15 protein-coding genes are annotated in these 21,686 nt (G+C 63.5%); 2 read left to right on the forward strand and 13 right to left on the reverse strand.

Annotation, left to right across the window (positions count from 1 at the left end; genetic code table 11):
- Positions 1-16: 16 nt before the first annotated feature.
- Genes M2375_RS07305 through M2375_RS07315 form a run of 3 tightly spaced genes read right to left on the reverse strand, consistent with a single transcriptional unit; the run spans position 17 to position 5,302 of the window.
- On the reverse strand, positions 17-475 hold the full coding sequence (locus tag M2375_RS07305; protein WP_259164901.1) for a hypothetical protein: 459 nt from the start codon (positions 473-475) through the stop codon (positions 17-19).
- Entirely contained in the window at positions 472-771 is a 300-nt protein-coding gene (locus M2375_RS07310; protein WP_259164902.1) for a hypothetical protein, read from the reverse strand. The genes M2375_RS07305 and M2375_RS07310 overlap by 4 nt, the downstream gene beginning before the upstream one ends.
- The gene (locus tag M2375_RS07315; RefSeq protein ID WP_259164903.1) at positions 734-5,302 is read right to left on the reverse strand and encodes an RHS repeat-associated core domain-containing protein; all 4,569 of its coding nucleotides are present in this window, start codon (positions 5,300-5,302) and stop codon (positions 734-736) included. The genes M2375_RS07310 and M2375_RS07315 overlap by 38 nt, the downstream gene beginning before the upstream one ends.
- Before the next feature lie 247 nt (positions 5,303-5,549).
- Here M2375_RS07315 and M2375_RS07320 point away from each other — a divergent pair, with 247 nt between their 5' ends.
- Entirely contained in the window at positions 5,550-7,082 is a 1,533-nt protein-coding gene (locus M2375_RS07320; RefSeq protein WP_259164904.1) for an NCS1 family nucleobase:cation symporter-1, read from the forward strand.
- A 15-nt stretch (positions 7,083-7,097) separates the two neighbouring features.
- Positions 7,098-7,832 (forward strand): aspartate/glutamate racemase family protein, encoded by a 735-nt coding sequence (locus M2375_RS07325; protein WP_259164905.1) that lies wholly within the window; start codon positions 7,098-7,100, stop codon positions 7,830-7,832.
- 63 nt (positions 7,833-7,895) lie between these two features.
- Here the strand turns inward: M2375_RS07325 and M2375_RS07330 are convergent, their stop codons facing one another.
- The 10 genes from M2375_RS07330 to M2375_RS07375 all read right to left on the reverse strand — a co-directional run bounded on the left by M2375_RS07330 (position 7,896) and on the right by M2375_RS07375 (position 21,601).
- Positions 7,896-9,017, reverse strand: a complete 1,122-nt coding sequence (locus tag M2375_RS07330) for a VWA domain-containing protein (RefSeq protein ID WP_259165335.1) — start codon at positions 9,015-9,017, stop codon at positions 7,896-7,898.
- A gap of 116 nt (positions 9,018-9,133) precedes the next feature.
- Entirely contained in the window at positions 9,134-11,716 is a 2,583-nt protein-coding gene (locus M2375_RS07335; RefSeq protein ID WP_259164907.1) for a DUF5682 family protein, read from the reverse strand.
- Positions 11,717-11,764: 48 nt separating this feature from the next.
- The gene (locus M2375_RS07340) at positions 11,765-12,847 is read right to left on the reverse strand and encodes an AAA family ATPase (RefSeq protein ID WP_259164908.1); all 1,083 of its coding nucleotides are present in this window, start codon (positions 12,845-12,847) and stop codon (positions 11,765-11,767) included.
- Positions 12,848-12,892: 45 nt separating this feature from the next.
- Positions 12,893-14,614: a DUF5691 domain-containing protein gene (locus M2375_RS07345; RefSeq protein WP_259164909.1), complete on the reverse strand. Its 1,722-nt coding sequence runs from the start codon at positions 14,612-14,614 to the stop codon at positions 12,893-12,895.
- Positions 14,611-16,023 (reverse strand): SWIM zinc finger family protein, encoded by a 1,413-nt coding sequence (locus M2375_RS07350; RefSeq protein WP_259164910.1) that lies wholly within the window; start codon positions 16,021-16,023, stop codon positions 14,611-14,613. Before M2375_RS07350 ends, M2375_RS07345 begins: the two co-directional genes overlap by 4 nt.
- Before the next feature lie 126 nt (positions 16,024-16,149).
- The gene (locus tag M2375_RS07355) at positions 16,150-16,437 is read right to left on the reverse strand and encodes a DUF3325 domain-containing protein (RefSeq protein WP_259164911.1); all 288 of its coding nucleotides are present in this window, start codon (positions 16,435-16,437) and stop codon (positions 16,150-16,152) included.
- On the reverse strand, positions 16,434-18,125 hold the full coding sequence (locus M2375_RS07360) for a PepSY domain-containing protein (protein WP_259164912.1): 1,692 nt from the start codon (positions 18,123-18,125) through the stop codon (positions 16,434-16,436). Before M2375_RS07360 ends, M2375_RS07355 begins: the two co-directional genes overlap by 4 nt.
- Positions 18,122-18,448, reverse strand: a complete 327-nt coding sequence (locus M2375_RS07365) for a DUF3649 domain-containing protein (RefSeq protein WP_259164914.1) — start codon at positions 18,446-18,448, stop codon at positions 18,122-18,124. Before M2375_RS07365 ends, M2375_RS07360 begins: the two co-directional genes overlap by 4 nt.
- A complete protein-coding gene (locus M2375_RS07370; RefSeq protein WP_259164917.1) occupies positions 18,445-19,173 on the reverse strand; it encodes a DUF4198 domain-containing protein in 729 nt (242 codons plus the stop codon). The genes M2375_RS07365 and M2375_RS07370 overlap by 4 nt, the downstream gene beginning before the upstream one ends.
- A gap of 61 nt (positions 19,174-19,234) precedes the next feature.
- Positions 19,235-21,601: a TonB-dependent receptor gene (locus M2375_RS07375; protein WP_259164918.1), complete on the reverse strand. Its 2,367-nt coding sequence runs from the start codon at positions 21,599-21,601 to the stop codon at positions 19,235-19,237.
- Between the last annotated feature and the right edge of the window lie 85 nt (positions 21,602-21,686).

Consider the following 21,686-nt stretch of genomic DNA (forward strand, 5'->3'; position numbering starts at 1 on the left):
TCTGAGACCGCCCCATTTATTGATCACAATTTTGGGGGATTATGAAAAAACCATCAAATTTTTTCTTGTATGACGAGTCCTGATTGATTAAATAATAGGTCCAGTAGACAAATAGCTCTTTGTTTACGCGAGTTTCATGGATTCCCCCGAAAAATCTTGATATATCTATCGATTTTTTTATCTTTTTATTTTTTAAATCGATTATTTCCATGGAATTTTGAGTAAAATAATCTTGTCTTATTTTGACATAAGCTCCACTCTGTTTATAAAAAATATTATAATGCACCCCAAAATCCCCTGAAGACCATGGCATCGCCAATTCATAGATAAACAGCGACTCATCTGATTTATTAGCAATTACTTGTTCAATTATTATTTGATCTTTCGTGCATTTTTCTAGACGTACGTCAAGATGCGTGTATGCATAAGAATTCACAGCTTGAATAATTGCCAACATTCCAAAAAACCATTTCACGGATAGTCTCCTTTTAGAACCTTATTTTTCAACTGCCATTCTGTAGCGGCCTTCTTCGAATTGCTTCTGCTTTTGCATGCAGAGAGGGCGGAGTCTTGTGATTCTTTTTCGAGGCACTCTATTTCTCGGGCAAAAGCTCGTTCTTCAGATTTCAATCGATCGAAGTTGCTATGCGTGATAATAATTACTGAGCCAGAATTACCTTTGCATATATCTGCATTGGCTTTTATAGCATCTTCGAGGTGAGACATTTCATGTTCAACGGTGCATTTTTTTAATTGACTGGCATTGTTCATGATTTAGCTCTTGCACATACACTTTTGCTGTTTCACCATCGCAAAATATTGTGTTAATTCCTGGCCCTAGGCTTTCTGGAGTTCTGCCGTACGGGTCAATCTCCCACTTTAATCCTAATGCATCAATCAATTGAAGCGGATTAAAATTAGCGTACGTTTTTTTTGCAATACCTCCTTTGAGGCCAATTGGATCATCTGATATGTAGGAGCCAATCTTGCCGTCGAAATACCTGTGCCTGTTGTAGTGCAATCGAGTTTCATCATCCGCATGCTGCCCCGGCAGCCGAATCGGCTGGTACAACTCACCCGGGTTATGCTCCACCCGCACATTGCCCCAGGCGTCTAATTGCACCGCCCAGTCCAGCCGGCTGTCTTCACTGATCAACGCATTGGGCGTTCCCAGGTGGTCGCAGAGGTAGTGGCGGATCTCGACTTTTTGTGCAGCTTCTTTGCGTTGGTCGCTCACCGTTTGCTCGTACTCCTGCAGCTGCTCACGCATAAAGATCTGCACATCCTTGGACATGGACTTAAAGGCGATGTTCTGGGGCAGCGTGGCGCTGAGGTTCTTGATATCTGCCAGGGCGCTGCGCAGGGCGTCTTGCACCACGCCCGGAGAGGTATTGGCGAGCAGTTGATCGCCCAGGTCTGGTTCGGCTTTGCTGGCTCTGCGCAGCTGGATGAGTGGGGTAAACGACCCTGGCTCATAGATGGTGTGGATGACTTCGGGTTGGGCTGCGCCGGATTCATCTTTGACGTTGGCGCTGTTGAAGCGCTCGGTGTGGATAAGGCGGTCGCCATCCCAGCCGAAGTAGTCTGTTTCGCTTAAGTCACCTGATTCTGAGTTGGCCGGCATGTTGTATTTGGCTAGTCGCCGTCCAAAGGCGTCGTAGCGATACTGCTGGGCGGTTTGTTTTTCGTTTTCTGTGACGACTACCTGCACCAATTGATTGCCGCTGTCATACGCCAGCTCCAGCTTGCGGCCAGTGGCCTCGTCCAAACTCTGCACCCGGTTGCCCCGGCTGTCGTATTGGTAGTGGATCTTTGCCCCTGCGCTGCTCGCGTCTTCCTGGTTTTCGTAATACGCCACGCGGTTGCCGGCCCAGCGTTTGCTGGTGTGCAGCGGCTGATTTTGAGTCGGGTCTGGGTCAGCTTGGAGGGGATTGAAATCTCTGCGCAGCAGTTGCTCTTTGGTGATGGGGTTGGCTTGTGCAGCGGCGCGTTGCTGGGCTCTGAGGCGGTCGGTTTCGTTGAGCTGGCCGGTGATGGCGTCTGTTGCGGTGGGCCGGGTTTCGGGCCCTGCGATGGGTAGGCGGTTGCCTGCCGGGTCAAACTGCCAGCGCTGTGATCCGGCATGGGGCGTGTGCGCGCCTGTCAGGCGCCCCGCTGCGTCGTAGGCAAAGCGGCTGATGCCGGCATGGCTTCGCATACCGACCATCTGGCCCAGGCTGTCGTAGTAGTACTGCCGGGCGCTCATGGCGCCTAGCAGGGTTTGCGGTACGCGGCTGGTATTGCCACCGCCTTGGGATGCACCTGGGATGGAGAGCATGTCATCCAGCGCGCTGCCTTGCTCCAGGCCCAGCCACTGCATGGTTTCCATGCGCCCAGCTGCGTCCCAGCCGAGCTTGCGGTAGAGGGGTTTGGCGGTGTTCTCGCCAGGTGTTTGGCTATTGATATCAGTGAGGACTTGGCGGTGGATCTCTCGGTGCAGCGCGTCGCGCTCAAAGTTGACGAGGCTCTCGCCTTGCCAGGTGATGTCGTGCACGTGGCCTGCGCCGTAGAGCAAATAGCCTACTTCGCCCAGGCCTTGCAGCTGGCTGCCTTGGCGGTTGCCCAGGGAGTCAAGCTGGTGGGTGATGCGGTGTTCGAACTCGATCTCGGGAGAGGCGAAGGGGTTGTTTGTTGGGTCTGCGGTTGAGGTTGGAGCTTTGTACAAACGCTGCACTTCACCAACGACCCGGCCTGCAGCATCGCGTTCGATGACTGCCTGGCTTTGCAAGATGCCTTCTTGGGCTCGATGGCGGCTTGGGCCTTCGCCGTCGTTTTCTCTTTGGTGCAACACGCTTGCTTGCAGCAGCTCGCCTACTTTGCCCCATTCATACCGCTGCGTCGTAGCTGGCAACAAGTTCGTCGCTGGCAGATGGCGGGCGGCGAGTTGGCCAGTCACTGTCCATTCGTAGTGGCTGATGTGCGTAGCCAAGCTTTGCTCTGCAGCCCAGCCGTCTGCGGACTGCGTAAGCTGGCCAGCGGCATCGTATTGGTAGCTTTGCACCCGCGCATCAAAGCCGGTCTCCTGGCTGAGCCGGTCCATTACATCCCAAGCAAAGCGGGTGTGTTCGCCGTTCTCGTTGGTGAGCTGTGTCAGGCGCCCGGCGGTATCGTAGGCAAAGGCCAGATGTTGGCCTGCGTGGCTGCGGCTGGTAAGGCGGCCCCATAGGTCATAGGCCATGCGCACACTGGCGGCGGTGGTGCTGACTGGAGTTTTGCTTTCTCTGTCATCTCGGCGCCCCGCTTTGACTTCCACCACCTGGCCCTGGGCGTCGTACTGGTAGTGCTCCGTGCTCCCATCGGGGTAGTAAACAGAGCGCAGTTGGTCCTGCTCGTTGTATTCGTAGGCCACCCGCTCGCCCAGCGCGTTGGTGACCGCCTCGGTCTGGCCCCAGCGGTTGTATTCGTAATGGGTGCTGTGGCCCGAGCAGTCGGTGTAGCTGGCGGTCTGGCCGGTGGGGGTGTAGGCGATATGTTTGTCGCGGCCGTTGGCATCGGTGATGCGGATGGGCTTGTCGCCGTTGGCGCGGATCGCCAGGTCGGTGGGGGTGCCGGTGATGTCGGGGTAGTGGTACTGCTCACTGCTGCCATCGGAGAGCGTCACCCGCGTCATCCGATTGTGGAAGTCGTATTCGTAGTGCGTTGTGCGGCCTGCTGCGTCGGTACTGCTTTGCAGCAGGTTGCTGGTGTCATCAAAGCGCTGGCTGCTGCGGGAGCCATCGGGGCCCTGCGTTGCCAGCAGCTGGCCCATGGGGCTGACGGCCATATATACGCTGCGGCCCAGCGGATCGGTGACTTCTGTGAGGTGGCCGTACTGGTTGTATTTGCGTTTGATGGTGCTGCCATCAGGCCGGGTATGTTCCACCAGCCTTGCCAGCCCAGCCTCGCCTTGGAAGATGTACTTGTCTACCCGGCCCAGACTGTCAGTGACGACACAAGCTCGTCTCGGCTGGCCATCCACCTCTGGTAGCTCTTGGTAGTCAAACTTGTAGTCCAAGCCTTCTTGGTTACGCTGCTCAACTGCTTGGCCACCTGGCTCATAGCGGTCATATGCATAGTTGTGCTCAGGGCCACTTCGCTCTTGGTGCGTGACCATCAAATGGTTGCGCCAGGCAAAGCGGCGCACCACTTGGCCGTGGCGGTTGGTGACGGAGGTCAGGTCGCCCTGGTCGCTGTAGCTGTACTGCACCAAGGTGATGGACTCGGTCTGCAACATGGGGGTGGAAGGGTCGCGGCGCAGATCCACCTTTGACAGGCGCACACCGCTGTCGGCTTGCCAGAAGAAGTGCTGTTCTTCATCAGCGTCTTTATGGTGAAAGTGTTGGGCATCCTGCGCCGCAATCGCCTGCGTGTAGTGCAGCTGGTAGCCCCGGCTCACGCCATCGTCGATCGCGGTGATGCGCTCCTGACCCAAAACTTTGGACCAGTGGTAGCGCTGGGAGCGGCCCAGGCGGTCTACCTTGCCCAGCAGGATCCAGTTTGAATCGACCTCCGGCTCGGTCACCGTGACCGACTTGCCAGCGGCAAGTTGCTCCTTTATCGCCTTGCGCGCCGCTTCAATCGCCTGCCAGTTGGCGGGAGCAAACACCCAAATCGTGTCGCCGCTGCCGTTCGCCGCCAGGATCAGCAAATCGCCGCAGGCCATATCGCGCCGGATCCAAGAGAAGCGCCCGCGCCACCACAAAGGCGCTTGCTGGCTGCGCGGCGGCGGGGCTTCAAAACTATCTGCTGCACCGGGTTCGGTAAACTTGGCAGCTCCCGTCATGGAGGCCAGATCGTTAGACAAATTGCCCGGATGCGTGCCCGAGCGCAGCAGCCAGATATCTTCGCTGGGGCTATAGATGGACTCCCCAGCGGAAAGCGCATCAAAGGTGATCGTGCGGCCTTGGCTGTCATGCAGCAAAGTGGCGCTTGCCTCCACCTTGATGCGCAGCTCCATCGGCAAACCCCAGCCATAACCCAGCACTCCGCAGTGCCCGCCATGCTCCGCATTGACGTAGCTGCTGTACTGGCGCTGCCAGACCAAAGGCATGGCGCCGGGCAAAGCAAAGTCCAGGTCAGAAGACCCGGACAAGACCTTGGCGCCTAGCTGCGCATTAACAGGGTTGCCGACCCCTTTGCCATCCTCTTTGCTCTCTGCCTTGCCGCCGGGGCAGACCGAGCATGCCACCCCGCCCTGGGTGCCGATCAGGACTGTCCGTGAGCCGGTGACGACACGTGCGTATTTGACTTTGTCATCGATGCGGGCTGCTGGCTTTCCGGACATGCGAGTTCCAATCGCAAAATGGTGATAGATAGTTTAAATCTACCATAAGAGGCAATTTGATTGGGACTGTCCTCTGTGGTTTATCTTCAGCTTGCACAACTTTGCGGCGGATGTGAACCAACCCAGGGTTGGCCCTAGTTCATTTTTGGTCACTTTGTATACACTTAATGTATGCATATCCGCACACAAAACAGCGCCATTGAGGCCTGTTGAGCGTGTCCATGGCGAGACAAATCTGAGGATGTCAATGACCGATCTTGCAGCAGACCAGAACGCAGGCTTTGCCTTCAACCCGGCCCAGCAGCGGCCCGCAGAGGCTGGCGATTTACCGGCCGGTGTGTGCCCTTCGCTCTACAACAAGGATCTGGCCCCCACCAAGAAAGACAGCCGTTCCTGGGGCGCGTACAGCCTGTTCACGCTCTGGGCTAATGATGTGCACAGCCTGGGCAACTACGCCTTTGCCATCGGTCTGTTTGCGCTGGGCCTGGGCGGCTGGCAGATTCTGACGGCGCTGATGATGGGCGCCGCACTGTTGTTTGTGCTGCTGACCTTGTCGGGCTTCATGGGCCCCAAGACGGGCGTGCCTTTTCCGGTGATGAGCCGCATCAGCTTTGGCACCCGGGGCGCGCAGATCCCGGCCTTGATCCGAGGCGGTGTGGCGATTGCCTGGTTTGGCATCCAGACCTACCTGGCCTCCAAGGTGCTCGATGTGCTCTTGATCACCCTGTTCCCCAGCTTGCAAGCCCTGCTCGCGCACCAGGTGCTGGGCCTGCCGGTGCTCGGCTGGATCAGCTTTAGCCTGCTGTGGGTGGTGCAGACCATGATTGCCTGCTGGGGCATGGAGAGCATCCGCAAGTACGAGGCCTTTGCCGGGCCGGTGATTTTGGTGACCTTTATCGCACTGGCCGGCTGGGTGCTCTACAGCTCGGGCGGCAAGATCCAGTGGACGGCCCCCAAGCCCAGCACGGGCGCGGCAATGTGGGTGCAGATCATGGGTGCGGCCTCACTGTGGGTCGCCATCTATGGCACCTTTGTACTCAACTTCTGTGACTTCACCCGGGGTGCCACCTCGCGCAGCGCCGTGGTCAAGGGCAACTTCTGGGGCATCCCCATCAACATGCTGATCTTTGGCCTGATCGTCGTCGTTCTGACCGGCGGCCAGCTGGCCATCGATGGCACCCTGATCCTCAGCCCCACCGACATCGTCGAGAAGATTCCGAACAAGCCGCTGCTGGTGCTGGCCAGTCTGTCGCTGCTGATCCTGACCATCGCCGTGAACCTGATGGCCAACTTTGTGGCCCCGGCGCTGGCGCTGGCCAACCTGCTGCCGCGCCAGCTCAACTTCCGCCGCGCGGCCCTCGTCAGCGCCATCCTCGGCTTTGTGATCCTGCCCTGGAACCTCTACGATTCACCGCTGGTGATTCTGTATTTCCTGGGCGGCCTGGGCTCCTTCCTGGGCCCGCTGTTTGGCATCGTGATGGCCGACTACTGGCTGATCCGCAAGGCGCGCGTGCATGTGCCTGCGCTCTACAGCGATGACCGCGACGGCCCTTACCATTACCAAAACGGCGTCAACCGCCGCGCCATCCAGGCCCTGGTGCCCTCGGCCCTGATCGCGCTGCTGTTCGCCTTCCTGCCGGCGCTGGAGTCGGTGTCGCACTTTTCCTGGTTTATTGCGGCGGGGCTTGGCGGTCTGTTCTACTGGCTGCTGACGCCCAAGGGCCAGCACTATGAAGACCAGGACGGTGAGGCCATTGCCGTCAACCATGCCCAACATTGAGACGGAGTTTTTTGCATGCGCATTCTGATCGTGAACGTCAACACCACCGAGAGCATGACCGAGGCCATCGGCGCCCAGGCGCGCCGGGCGGCATCGCCAGGCACCGAGATCGTGGCCCTGACCCCACGCTTTGGCGCCGAATCGGTGGAGGGCAATTTTGAAAGCTACCTCTGCGCCGTGGGCGTGATGGATGCGGTCATGCGCTATGACCAGCCGTTTGACGCCGTCATCCAGGCCGGCTACGGTGAGCATGGCCGCGAAGGCCTGCAAGAACTGCTGGAAGTGCCTGTCGTGGACATCACCGAAGCAGCGGCATCGACCGCCATGTTCTTGGGCCACAAATACGCGGTGATCACCACCCTGGACCGGGCTGTGCCTTTGATCGAGGACCGGCTCAAACTGGCCGGGCTGGATGCCCGCTGCGCCTCGGTGCGCGCCAGCGGCATGGCTGTGCTGGAGCTGGAGAGCCAGCCCGAGCGCGCCGTCGACGCCATCGTGCAGCAGGCGGCCAAGGCGGTGGAAGAAGACCATGCCGAGGTGATCTGCCTGGGCTGCGGCGGCATGGCCGAGCTGGAAGACAAAGTACGCAGTCGCACCGGCGTACCCGTGGTGGATGGCGTGGCCGCAGCGGTGACCATTGCCGAATCGCTGGTGCGCCTGGGCCTGAAGACCTCCAAGGTGCGCACCTATGCGCCACCGCGTGCCAAGCGCATCACCGGCTTTCCGCTGCCCGATTCTTTGGGCCGCTAAGCCTCGGCCTCAGCCCTTCTGATTTGCTCCAACCGCCCTGCACCGCAGGGCTTTTTTTGGCCCTTATTGGCTGGTCTTGAAGCCCTGGGTCGCCGCCCAGGCCGCCACATCATCGCGGCGAATGGCCGCAGCCATCAGCTGCGGGAAGGCATCGAGTGTGCAGGCAAAAGATGGCACACCCAAGGCCGCTAGCTTGGCGGCCAGCGCGGCATCGTAGGCGGGGGCGCCCTCGTCGCTCAGCGCCAGCAGGGTGATGAACTGCACGCCCGATTCCACCAGCTCGTTGGCGCGGCGCAGCAGGCCCGATTCCACGCCCCCCTCGTACAGGTCCGAGATCAGCACCAGGATGGTGTTGCGCGGCTCGCTGATCAGGCTCTGGCAGTAACCCACGGCGCCATTGATGTCGGTGCCGCCGCCCAGCTGCACGCCAAACAGCACATCCACCGGATCGTCGAGCTTGTCGGTCAGGTCCACCACCGCCGTGTCAAATACCACCAGCTTGGTCGCTACGGCAGGCAGGCTGGCCATCACCGCGCCAAAGATGCTGGAGTAGACCACCGAATTGGCCATGGAGCCGCTTTGGTCGATGCACAGAATCACCTCGCGCTGCGGGCGGCGCGCCTTGCGGCCGTAGCCGATCAAGGTTTCGGGGACGACGGTTTGGTACTCGGGCTGCCAGTGGCGCAGGTTGGCGCGTATCGTGCGGTTCCAGTCGATCTCGGCATGGCGCGGGCGGCGGTTGCGCTGGCTGCGGTCCAGCGCGCCGGCCACGGCGCTGCGCATGGGCTCTTCGAGCTTTTTCATCAACTCGTCCACCACCTTGCGCACCACCAGTCGTGCCGTGGCCTTGGTGTTTTGCGGGATGACGGAGCCCAGCGAAATCAAATTGGCCACCAGGTGCACATCGGGTTGCACGTTCTCCAGCATCTCGGGCTGCAGCAACAACTCGCGCAGCTGCAGCCGCTCCATCGCGTCGCGCTGCATCACCTGCACTACCTGGCTGGGAAAGTACTTGCGGATATCGCCCAGCCAGCGCGATACCGAGGGCGAAGAATTGCCCCGGCCGCCCTTGCGCGCGCCCAGCTGGCTGTCGCCCTCGTAGAGCGCGGCCAGCGCCTGGTCCATCTCCTGCAGGCGCCCGCCCACCGTCCCACAGCTGGCATCGGCCGGGCTGCCCAGCACCATGCGCCAGCGCTGCAGGCGTGTCGTTGGCTGCAGTGCGTCTGCCTCGTCGGGCGGCAGGGTTTGGGTGTCGTCTTGCGCCAGGCCTGGCGCGGGATGGGCGGCATTGGTCATCGTCATCACTCCAGGGTTTGGGCGTCTTTGGTGGGTGTCACGGCCGGCGAAATCTGCGCCAGCAGCTCGGCCGGCAGGTCCAGGCCCAGCATCGTATTGAGCAGGGGCAGCGCCAGCACGGCACGCGCCTCGTCCCAGGGCGCATCCTCGTCGCCTGCCGGCAGCGCAGCGGCAGGGGCCGCACCGCCCGCCACCGGCGCGCGCCTGGCTTTCTCACCCAGGCCCTGGCGCTCATGCTTGCTGAAGTTGGCAAAGCTGCGCCGCACCAGCGGCAGAATCTGCGCAAACTGCAGCTCGCCCAGCCCGGCCAGCCAGGCGTCCACAGCGCCCCAGATCGCTTCGTCGTGCAGCAGCACCAGCGCCTGCTGGTTCAAAAAACCATCCAGCCAGGCGGCGACATCCAGCGGCGCCGCGCCCAAGGACAGGTTGCGGTTGAACTGCAGCACCACCTCGGTGCTCTCCAGCAGATGCGCGTCGAGCAGCAACCGGCAGGCCATGCCGCGCAGCAAGGCGGCAGCGGCATCGCCCATGGCCAGGCTGCGCAGCGCTGCGCGCCAGGCATCCACAGCAGCCTGGGCCTGGGCATCGTCGCCGCGCAGGCGCAGTGCCTCATGCGCGGCCAGCACCTTGCCCTTCATGGCGTTGGCGGCGTCTTCGTCCATGGCCATGCAGGCCACTGGCAGGCCAATGGCGGCGCGCAGCAGCAGCAAATCGATGACCGTGGCCAGCAGGGCCGTATCGGTCTGGCGCACGCTGCCGTAGCGGTACACATTGGCCAGCGGCGGCAGCGCCTGCAGCAGCTGGGCCACATCGCCGGTGGTGGCGGCACGCTCGGCCAAGGTGGCAATCAGCGATTCGACCAGTTGCGGCAAATTGGCCAGCAGTGCGTCGTCAATCGCCTGCGCTATCTCGGGCAAGGGCGTATCGGGCGACAGGCTGGCCCGCAGCCGCGCCGTCGCGGCCTGCGCCACGGTGGCGCCATGCACGCTGGCCTCGATGATGCGCACGGCCAGCTCGGGCTCCCACTGCATCTGCCAGCTTTCGCGAAAGGTGCCCCGGTTGCGCTGCGCATCGGCGGCGCGCGTGCCCCAGCCAATGCCCAACAAGCGCAGGCGGTGCAGAAAATGGCTGCGCGCCAGGTCGGTCTCCTTGCGCAAATCCAGCGCCAGCAGCTTGCTGGCCGCCTCGGGCTTCATGCGCAGCGATTTTTGCTGCTGTTCAATATCGCGCTGCAGCGGCACCTGCGGCACATCGGCCGGCACCGTGCCCAGCACATGGCCGACGGTAAGTTCGTCGTCAATCAAGGTCAGCGGTGCGGTCTCGCCCATGCAGACCACCGTGACGATGGCCTCATTGATCTCCTGCAGCCCCGGTATCGGCTGGCCACGCATCGCGGCAAGGCCTTCGGCCAGGCGCGTGGCCTCGATGATGTGGGCGCTGGAGCAGTCCAGGTCCTTGTCGCGCAGCAGGCGTGCCACGCGGGTCAGCCAGCCTGCCGTGCGCCAGGTGGCGGCATCGCGGGCCATGTGTGCGGGCGCCGGGCGGTCTTCGTCCGCTTGCGCAGCCAAGGCAGCATCGGCCCGGTAGCACTGCCACAGATGCTGGTACCAACCCGGCGATGTAACCCCTGCGCCATAGCCGCTGCGGCTGGCCAGGTTGCGGTAAGTCCACGGCGCCCAGGTGGCCAACACCTTGGCCTTGGGCAAACCCTTGAGCACGGCGCTGTCGGCCTTGGCGGTGGTGTTTTGCTGCAAAGCTGGCACATGCCAGGCGCCGCAGACCACCGCAATGCGCTGGTGACCGGCCTTCACGGCGTCGCGGATGCACTGGCGCATATGCGCCTCGCGCTGGGCCTCGCGCAGCACATAGTGCCGCCCGCGCCTTGCCTCGCCCTCATCACCCAGCTCGCTGCGCACCGCCGTCATCGCTTCGTTGATGCTGGTAAACAGCGCTTCGCTGTCGCCGCGCTCTTCCACCAGGCGGTTCCACCAGCTTTCGCCATCTTCAAAGCCGGCCGCAAGGGCCAGCCAGTCGAGCGGATCACGGATGGGCTGCTGATCATCGGCGGCCAGATCGCCCAGGTCGCCATCATCGGCAACGGCAACTTGCGCGCTATCGGCGCCGGTCTCAGCGGCCTCGCCTTGCACCGCAGCACCATCCGCATCTTCCAAATCCTCGCCCTCTTCGCCCTCCATGTCCCCTTCCACTTCTTGCGCGGGTTCAGGCTTTATCAGCGCCTGGCGCCGCGCCCAATCCTGGGCCATGGCATGGGTCTGAGGCAGGTCGATAAAGCGCGTTACCACGCCCTGCGCGCTCGCCCATTGCAGTGCCTGCCACTCGGGCGAGAACTCGGCAAAGGGGTAGAACGCCGCCTGGCTGGGCTCGTCTTGCATGTACACCAGCATGGCGACGGGCGGGCGCAGCTCAGCACTGCGCAACAGGGGCAGCAAGGCCTCGCCCTCGGGCGGGCCTTCCACCAACAGGCAGTCGGGCTGCAGCTGCGCCAGCGCTTGCAGCAGGCTGCGCGCGCAGCCCGGGCCGTGGTGGCGAATGCCAAAGAAATGGACGTTGTCAGCAGAAGTGGCCATGGGCTCGGTCAGCAGTGTCAGGGGCAGAAAAAGAACGGCGCCAAAGGCTTAGATTTGTTCGCGGCAGGCGCGGTACAGGTCTTTCCACTCTGCACGTTCTTTGACCACGGTCTCCAGGTATTCCTTCCAGACCACACTGTCCTGCACCGGGTCCTTGATGACGGCGCCTAGCAGGCCCGAGGCGACATCGTGGGCGCGCAACACGCCATCGCCAAAATGGCCAGCCAGTGCCATGCCGCTGTTGATCACCGAGATCGCCTCTGCCGTCGACAAGGTCGAGCTGGGCGACTTGATGCGCACGGTCTTGCCGTCTTCGGTCTGGCCATTGCGCAGCTCGCGGAAGATCTGCACCACGCGGCGTACTTCCTCCAGCGCCGGTGCCTCGGCGGGCAGCTGCAGCGCACGGCTTTGCTCGCCCACGCGCTTGGTGACGATCTTCACCTCCTCGTCCTGCGATGCGGGCACGGGCAGCACCACGGTGTTAAAGCGGCGCTTCAACGCGCTCGACAGCTCATTGACGCCCTTGTCGCGGTTATTGGCCGTGGCAATCACCGAGAAGCCGGCCACCGCCTGGAACTCGGTAGACAGCTCGGGCACCGGCAGGGTTTTTTCCGACAGCACGGTGATCAGGCTGTCCTGCACATCGGCGGGGATGCGGGTCAGCTCTTCGATGCGGGCGATCTTGCCCAGCTTCATCGCATGCACCAAGGGGCTGGGCACCAGCGCTTTTTCCGAGGGGCCATGGGCCAGCAGTTGCGCGTAATTCCAGCCATAGCGCAGCTGCTCTTCGCTGGTGCCGGCCGTGCCCTGGATCAGCATGGTCGAGTCGCCACTCACGGCCGCTGCCAGGTGCTCGGACACCCAGGACTTGGCCGTGCCAGGCACGCCGTACAGCAGCAGTGCGCGGTCGGTGGCCAGGGTCGATACCGCGATCTCCATCAGGCGTGGGCTGCCGATGTACTTGGCGCTCACGGCAAAACCATTGCTCAGCGTGCCGCCCATCAGGTACTGCAGCACCGCCCAGGGCGAGAGCTTCCAGTTGGGCGGGCGCGGGCGGTCATCGGCCTTTTGCAAGGCATCCAGTTCTTCGGCAAATTGCTGCTCGGCATGCTGGCGTAGTACGTGGCTCATGGTGTGCTTCCGGTAGAGATCAAAAGGTTCGGTGGTGGGGCGCCATCAGGCGGGCCGGGCCGCGTGCAGCGCCAGGCGCAGATCGACAATGCGGTTGAGTTGGGCGAGCACTTGCGCGTCGTCCCAGGGGCGCAGGCGCGAGCGCTCCAGGCGCGCTTGCTGCTCCTGCTTGAGCTTGGCGGCTTCCGCCTCGGTGGCACCCTCGGGCACCAGCAGCGCGTCAGCGTCCTCGGCAGGTTCAGCCTCGGCAGGCGCTGCAGCGCGTGGTGCACGCCACAGCTGCGCAAAGCGCTGCAGATCAGAGGTCTGCAAGCGGCGCGCGCAGGCCAAGATCGCCTGGTCGGCCTGCCAGCTGTGCCAGTTGCCCGCAGGCTGGCGCGCCTGCAAAGTGCCCAGCAAGGCTTCGAGCAACCAGCTTGATATCGCAGGCGACAGCAAGTCTGTGGGCCCCATGGCCTCGTCGATGCGCTGGATGGCGTCGATAAAAGTGCTCTTGCCCCGCTTGGCCTGCAGCTGCGCCAGCCACTGGGTTTCGCGCTCCGCAGCGCTGAGCTCGCCCATCAACAAGGGCAGCAAATCACTGCTGCGCGAGTCGCTCTCCATGCTTTGCAGCAGTGGCAGCCAGCGCACATCGCGCTGGGCGCGCAGCGCCGCCAACCAGCCCTGGCGCAGGGCCGTTTTCCAGTCGCTGCGGCGGCTCCATTCCCACAGCTGCTCGGGTGTCTTGCCCAGTTGCTGCTGCCAAAAATCGAGCGGCGTCAGCGCCACCAGCTGCTGCAGCCACCAGGCGCGCTGGCCCTTGATATAAGCCGGCGGCTGCAAGGTAATGCCGTCACGCTCCCAATCTTTATTGCCTTCCTCGGGCGGATCAATCTGCCATTCGCCCTTGGCATCCCGGCTCAGCATGGCCTGCAGCCAGGCGCCCATGCGCTGGCTGTGCGGGCTTTGCGGCAGGCAGGAGAGCAGGCTGGCTGCCGATTCGCGCACGTCCTTGCTGCGGTCGCCCAGCAGCTTTTCCAGCAAGGCCTCGTCATCGGCTGACAGGCCGCGCGCCATGCTTTGCACCATGGGCGCACGCTCGCGGGCGCTCAGCTCCTTGAGGCTGGCTTCCAAACGGGCGCGGGCCCCTGCCGGATCATTAGCGCGCTGCTGGGCCAGCAAGGCCACGCGCTGCTCCAGCGAGCCCTCTTGCCAGATTTGTTCGGCATCGGCCGTCTCTTGCACGCCATGGGCATAGGCCCATTGCGGGTTCTGCGCCGCCAACCAGCGGCCGCGCTCGCCCAGCACCGGCGTCAGCCACTGGCGCAGCTCCACCGATTGGCGGCCTTGGTGCAATGCGGCTACCAGCAGCGGGTAAGGCAGGCGCTGGCCGGCCTCATCCAGGCTGGCCAAGGCCAGCGCCAACAGCTCGGGCGCATTGCCCTGCAGCACCTCGCCCAGCAGGCCTAGCAAGGGCTCGCCCTGCGGCGCGGGGCGTGATTCTTCTGCGGGTGGCGGCACAGAAGCAGCAATGGTTGCTGCTGCCCGCTGCGGCTGCGCTGCACCGGGTTGCCAGCCGGCACGCTCCAACACCGCCGCGACAGCGGTGGCGCGCAGCACCTGCACGGCCTTGGAATCCGCTGGCTGCAGCAAGGCTGCTTGCAGGGCCTGCTGGCTGGCGGGCGCGTTGCTGTCCATGCCCTGGCTAAAGATGGCAGGCACCGCCAGCCGCTCCACGCCGACCAGCGCCGATTGCTGCAGCGCAGCCCATAGATTTGCTTGGCTCACTGCACGTCACCCCGGTTCTGCCAGATATTCGTCCATGGCGCCTCGCCGCCCGGCTGCTGCCAGGCACTGAGCAGGCGCCAGCGCCCTTGCTGTGGGCTGCTTTCCCATTCGCCAAACAGCGCCATCGGCGCACCGCCGCCCAGCGCCTGCAATTGCCAGGCCTGGTCGTCATCCACGGCCAGCGGCACCAGGGCCGCTGCCTGGGCTTGCTGCGGCCACACGGCATACCACTGGCCATCGCTGATTTGCAAACGCGCCTGGCCGCACCACAGCGGCTGCACCGGCTGCAAGGGGTTGGCGGCAATGCGCTGGCTCAGCTGCAGCAGCACATCGCTCCACAAAGCGGGGTTCAAGCTGCCGCCTGTGCCCGGCGCCAGCAGCTGGACATCGGCCGCAGCAATGGCACGCAAAGGCGCTTGGCCGGGGTAGAAGTGCAGGCTGCCCCGGTAGCTTTGCGCCGGCACCCAGGCCGTCTCAAAACCGCGCCCGCCCTGCGCATAATCGAGCAGCCAGGCAATGCGCCCGCTGTGCTGGCCTTGCAGCCATACGCGGCGTTCCAGCAAACGGCCTTCGCGCTCGATCTGGCGCAGGCCCACCACCCGCCAGTCATCGGCCAGGGCCTGGCCCCGGGCTTGCACCTCGGCCTTGTCCAGCGGCCAGCCCAAGGCGGCCATCACATCGGCACGGGTCTCGGCGCTCAGGGCATCGCGGCGCGCCACCGCATCGGCCAGCAATTGCCAGTGGCCCAGCTGCACCAAGAGATCACGTGACCACTGCGGGTGGCTGTCCACCTGCTCCCAGGCTTCTTTGATGCGGGCGGCCATGCCGCTGGCCTGCGCGTCGACCATGCGCGCAGCCATGGTGTTCCAGTGCTGGCGGGCCTGTTGACCGCCCGAGAGGTTGGCCAGGCCGTTGCGAACCATGTCCTGCATCCACAGTTGCAGCTCCTGCATGCCGGCGTCTGCCTTGTCCCAGCGCTTGTCGTCGCGCTTGGCTTGTTGCTTGGCCAGCACCTCAGGATCGGCTGGGGGCGCAGCGGCAATGGCGGCGGCCTTGGCTTCTTTTTTCTCGGCTTTTTCAGCGCGGCCGTCCAGCCAGGCGCTGACCCAGGCGGGTGGCTCGGCGTTGTCGGCCACCTGGCCGGCCGCACGCAGCAGCATCAGCGCCAGGCCATGCTTGCAGGGGAATTTTCGGCTCGGGCAAGAGCACTTGAACGACGGCCCACTCAGGTCCACCTGGGTCTGGTAGGGCTTGGAGCCGCTGCCCTGGCATTCGCCCCAGGCTGCTGTTGCGTTGCAGCCCAGAGTCGGCCATTTGCTGGGGTTCTTCAACCCTTGCGCCGCCTTGGTGGAAGAGGCATCCGGTGACAGCGCCACCACCTCGGCTTCGGTTGCTAAGACACGTGACAAACCGCCTCCCCTTCCGTTCAATCTGTTAGTTACCGGCTATATGTGTTTATCAAGCACGGCTTCAGAGATTGTAGGCAGGGTCCAAGACGAAATGATGCAAGACGGGCCTCTGACCCGCCTGGCGTCTCACTTTTTTACAGATTTGCGCTGTTCCCAAGCCATCATCGACAGGATCACGATGGCCGCGCTGAGCGAGATATGGCCGCACCAGGTCACCAGCCCCAGCGACCAGCCCTTGAGCCCCACGGCAATGGCCAGCGAGGCCAGCAATGCCAGCCAGCCGGCCAGGCGCAGGCCCCGGGTTTGGCCGGGTGGCAGCTCGCGGCCAAACAGGTCGAGCTGGTGGCGGTCCATGGCCAGTGCCAGCAATGCAAACGCGGGCAGCGACAGCAGCTGAATGGCAAGGTGGTTCATGGCCGGGCCTCCTGCAGATCGGCTGGGATGGCTGAGCTGGCGGCCACCGCGTCGGCATCTGCCGCACGCGGCGCAGCCGCTGGCCGGGGTGCCACCTGGCGCTGCGGCTTGAGCTTGGGCTTGTGGCGCCAGGTACGCAGCGCCAGCCAGGCATGCAGCGCCGCCAGCGCCAACAAGCTCAGCTCCAGCCCGGTGAACACCCAGTCGCCCTCGATGGCACTGCGCCACAGGGGCCGGTCGGTGGTCAGCACATTGACGAGCGGCAGCAAGGCCAGCGCCGCGCAGCCGGCCCAGAGCAGCTCCACCCAGGCGCGCTTGGCCGGGCGCAGCATGGCCCAGACGAGGCTGGCGCCCCAGAGGATAAAGAACCAGTGGATCTCCCAGTCGCTGCGTTTTTCCATGCCCAGCGGCAGCAGGCGGTTGGCCCAGAGCATGGCGGCCATGGCGATGCTCAGGCCGGCAATGGCGGCAATGTTCAGCCGTTCTACCAGCCAGAAACCAAAGTACGGTTTATCCGGGTTGGGCAATTTGCTGCGGCGCTTGACGGTCCACATCACCAGGCCAGTGCCCACCATGGCCGTGCCCGCCAGGCTGGTCAGGAAGTACAACCAGCGCACGGTGGTATCGCCAAAGCGGCCCAGGTGCAGGGCATACAGCACGCCCCGCGTTTCAGCCGCCGCCCCCACTTGGTCCTTGACCTCCAGCAGCTTGCCCGTGCTGCCCTCGAACAGCATGTATTTGGGGCTGATGGACACGCGCTCGAAATCGCCGTAGGTGACGATCACGCGCGCCGAGGCATCGCCCGCGTTGTTGACGGTGACGCGGCCGATGCGGTCCGCGCCCCAGCGCTGCTGGGCCTGGCGCACCATATCACCCAAGGGGGCCAGTGGCGCTGCCTCGCCACTGGGTTTGCCGGCGGGGATAAAGGCACTGATCTCGCTTTGCATGGCCTGGCGCTCGGCCTGGGTCTTGAACGCAGCCGTGCTGGCCCAGGGCATGGTCATGGTCATCAGGGTCACCAGGCCGGTGTAGGTGATCATGGCGTGGAAGGGCAGCCCGAAGACCGACAGCGCATTGTGCGCATCCAGCCAGGAGCGCTGGCCCTTGCCGCCCCGGAAGGTGAAGAAGTCGATAAAAATCTTTTTGTGCGTGATCACGCCGCTGACGATGGCCACCAGCATGAACATGGCGCAGAAACTGGCCAGCCAGCGGGCCCAGAGCACCGGCATGTAATGGAACTGAAAATGGAAGCGGTAGAAGAACTCACCGCCCACCGTCTCGCGGCCGGCCACCTTGTGGCCGGTCTGCGGATCAAAGACCGCGCTGCCAAAGCCGCGCTCGCCCTTCTCGGGCTTGGCAATGCGCCAGAACGCACTCACCACGTTGTTGCGCGCATCGGGCATGCCCAGGCTCCACTGGTTGCTGCCAGGCGCCACCTGCTGCATCTCTAGCGCCATGCGCGGGGCCACCTCGGCCGGATCGGGCACCACCGCCTGGTGGGCCAGCTCGGGCCGCATCCACTGCGATATCTCTTCCTTGAAGTAGCTCACCGTGCCGGTGAGAAACATGGCATACAGAATCCAGCCCACCAGCAGCCCGGCCCAGATATGCAGGTCGGACATGGTCTGGCGGATGCCGCGCGCGGCGGGCTTGCCGGGTTTGCTATTTTTTTTCTCGATGGCAGTCATGCCGGGTTCACTCCATTCCACACCGGCCAGGCGGCCAGTACCAGCGGCAGCGCGGCAACCAGCAGCCCCACCCAGGCCCGGGTGGCCGAACGCACGGCAAACACCCAGATCACCGCGCCGGTATAGACCAGAAAGCTGGCCATGGTGCCGGCCAGCACGGCCTGCGGTTTGTCCATGGGCAAGGCCAGCACGGCCACGCTGGCCACCGCCCCCAGCACATAGCCGCCGCCAATGGCAGCGACGATGCGCGAGAGCAGCGGCCCGACCTGGCAGGCCTTGGCCAGCGCGGCGCGCCAGGCGCCGCTTACTGCGCTAGAGGTCATTTGGCGGGGTTAGGCGCCGCTGCGGGGCCGGCAGCCACAGGGGCCACGCCATCGGGCTTCACATAGGTGACCGAGGTCACATAGCTCACGCCGTCGTATTTTTCGCCAGCGCGCTCACCGGGGTTGCGGTCGTTGTGCTTGATCTCGGCGACGTACTGGCCTTGCCATGGCAGATCGAACTGCACCAGACCTTGCGCATCGGTGTGGCCTTCTTTCATCCAGCCCGACTGGGTGACGACGGCCACCTGGGTCTTGGCCAGCGGCTGGCCCTTGAAGGTGGCCTTGAATTCACCGTCTTTGCCAGTCGGCGTCAGGTCCAGGGTCAGCTTGGGCTTTTGGGCCGCAAAGCTGGTGACCAGACGTGCTGCAGGGTGGTACCAGCTGGTGACATCCTTGCCATCGCGCTTGAACTTGGACAGCGGGTAGTGGGCGTCTTCAGCGACGATGGACACGCCTTCCTGGATAGTGAACGGCAGCGCAAAGCCATTGGCGGTCTTGTTGCCGGCAGCGGCCTTTTCTTCGCCCTTGGCGTTGATCAGCACGCCCTGGGGCTTGCCAAAGTTGTCGAGCAGGCCAGGCGATGCTTCGCGCAGGTTGTCGCCAAACTCGCCAAAGCGCAGCACCACAGCTTTGTCTGCACCGGCAGGCTCCAGCCAGATCTGGTGGGCTTGGGCGGACATGGCCAGCACGGCCAGGCTCAGGGCAGACAGGGTTTTCTTCAACATATGCTCTCTCCTCTTTGATAAAAATACTGCGGGCATGCTGCGCAGGCCCGCAAACCACGCCTCAAAAATCAACCGTCGCCGACAGCACCACGGTGCGCGGCGCGCTCAAGGTCAGGTAGTTGTTGCCGCTGATCATCCACACGTTCTTGCCCGTCAGGTTCTCAACATTGGCACGCAGCACCACCGGCTTGCCGCTGACCTGGGTGCGGTAGCGCGCGCCCACATCAAAGCGGGTCCAGCCCGAGAGCTTGAGCGTGTTGGCATTGCTGGCCCAGGCCGAGCCGGTGCGGATCACGCGGCCATTGAGCGCCAGGCCCTGCACGCCGGGCACATCCCAGTCCGCACCCAGGTTGGCATTGAGCTTGGGCACGCCATAGGCGTCATTGCCCTGGTACTGCGCCGCCTTGCTGACCTTGGCGCGGTTGAAGGTGACACCGCCCATCAAACGCAGACCGCGCTGCAGCTCGCCATAGGCGGCCAGCTCCAGGCCCCGGTTGCGCTGCTCACCATCAAAGCTGTAGATGTTGGTGGTCGGGTCCGTCATGCTGTTGGGCCGGCTGATCTGGAACAGGCTCGCCGTGGTCATGAAGCGGCCCCAATCCACCTTCACCCCCGCTTCGTACTGCTTGGACTTGAAGGGCGGGAACACCTCGCCGGCATTGACTGCCGTATTGGGCGCGGTGCCGCCGCGCGACAGGCCGGCCGTGTAGTTGCTGTACAGCGAGACCTGGTCACTGGCCTTGACCACCAGGCCGACCAAGGGCGTGGTGGCGCTCTGTTTGTAGCTGCTGGTCTGGTTGCCGGTGGCCGTGCTGAAGTTGCGCAGATCCACCGTCTGGCGGCGCAGGCCCAGGGTCAGCAGCAGGCGGTCATCGGCAAAGGCCAGGGTGTCCGTCACCGCAATGCCGTAGTTGTGGGCTTTGGAGGCCTTGTTGGGCTCCGTGCGCGCGCCTTCAACGGGCGGCAAGGGCGCAGGGTTGTAGATGTTCGAGGGCGCGGTGGTCAGGCCCGATATATAGGCATTGCCCGCCTCCTGGCGCAGGTCGGTGGCACTCACCACCAGCGCATGCTTGACGCCGGCGGTGGCGAATTTGGCACGCAGGCCCACATCGGCGCTGCTGGTTTCGCTGTACGAGTCGTAGAAGCTGCTGCGCACGGTGAAGTCGCCAGCGGCATTCATCGACGTCGTCGTGGTCGGGAAGATCTGCTGGGCCTTGCCCTTGCGGTAACCGACGCCAGCAAAGGCGGTGACCTGGTCGTTCAGATCCACTTCCAGGCGCGAGGCAATGACCTTATCGTCCAGCGACAGGTCCGTGTCGGGGAACCAGTTGCCGCGCGCATTGGGCGGCTTGGGCAAGGCGGTGAGCGCGGGGTTGAAGCCAATCTGTGGGCGGAAATCTTCCAGCTCCTCGCGCTGCGCATAGGCATCGAGCGACCAGCGCAGCTTGCTGCCCCGGTAGTCGACCGCAATGGCGCCCACGCCCAGCTTCTGGTCGCCACCCCGGATGCTGGCCTCGCCACCGCGTGCTGCGCCATTGACGCGCACGCCCCACTCCTGGTTCTCGCCAAAACGGCGCGAGATATCGACGCTGGTGCCAAACTGCGCACGGCCCAGGTACTGCAGGCCCACGCGGTTGAGCGGCTCATCACCGGCACGCTTGGTTTGCACATTGATGGCGCCGCCAATGCTGCCGCCCGGTGGCATGCCGCCCACCATGGCGCCCGGGCCCTTGAGCAGCTCGGCGCGTTCCAGAATTTCGGCGGGCACCCGGCTGGCCGAGGTCAGGCCATAAAGGCCGTTGAGGCCCACATCGCCACCGCTGATGCCAAAGCCGCGCACCTGGATGTCTTCGCTAAAGCCCTGGGAGGCGGTGGTCAGGCGCACCGAAGCGTCGTTGGCCAGCACCTCACCCAAGGTGCGCGCCTGCTGGTCGGCCACCGCTTCTGCGGTGTAGGCCACGGTAGAAAAAGGCGTGTCCATCACATCCTGGTCGCCCAGCATGCCAATGCGGCTGCCGCGTGCCTGCTTGCCACCGGCATAGGCCTCGGGGCGGTCACCAGCGCGGGTCGCGGGGGCCGTCACCACCACGGGGTTCAGCGCCACTTCGCCAGCAGTCTGGCCGTTGTCGATGACCAGGGTGCTGCCTTCGATGCGGGCCACCAGGTTGGTGTTGCGCAGCAGCTGGCGCACGGCATCCTGGGCGCTCATGCTGCCCTTGACCGCTGCACCGGGGCGGCCTTGCACCAGCGCCGGCGGCGCCATCAGCTGCAGGCCTGCCTGGCGTGCCAGCTGGGCCAGCGCGCTGTCGAGCGGCTGGGCGGAAATATCAAAATCAGCGGCCGAGGCCGCGCCGGCCAAAGCGGCAATAGCCAGGGCAATCAGGTGGCGTTTGCAGGGGTGCGACATAGCGTTGGGTACTTTCCTCATGTGGTTCACAAGAGGTAATACGAACGAGACGCAGTTTTCCCTCAACGCCAGTGCAAGTTTTTTTAAATGGCCGGGTGTGGGCCAG

The sequence above is a fragment of the Comamonas sp. BIGb0152 genome (assembly GCF_024809975.1).
Lineage (GTDB): Bacteria > Pseudomonadota > Gammaproteobacteria > Burkholderiales > Burkholderiaceae_C > Comamonas.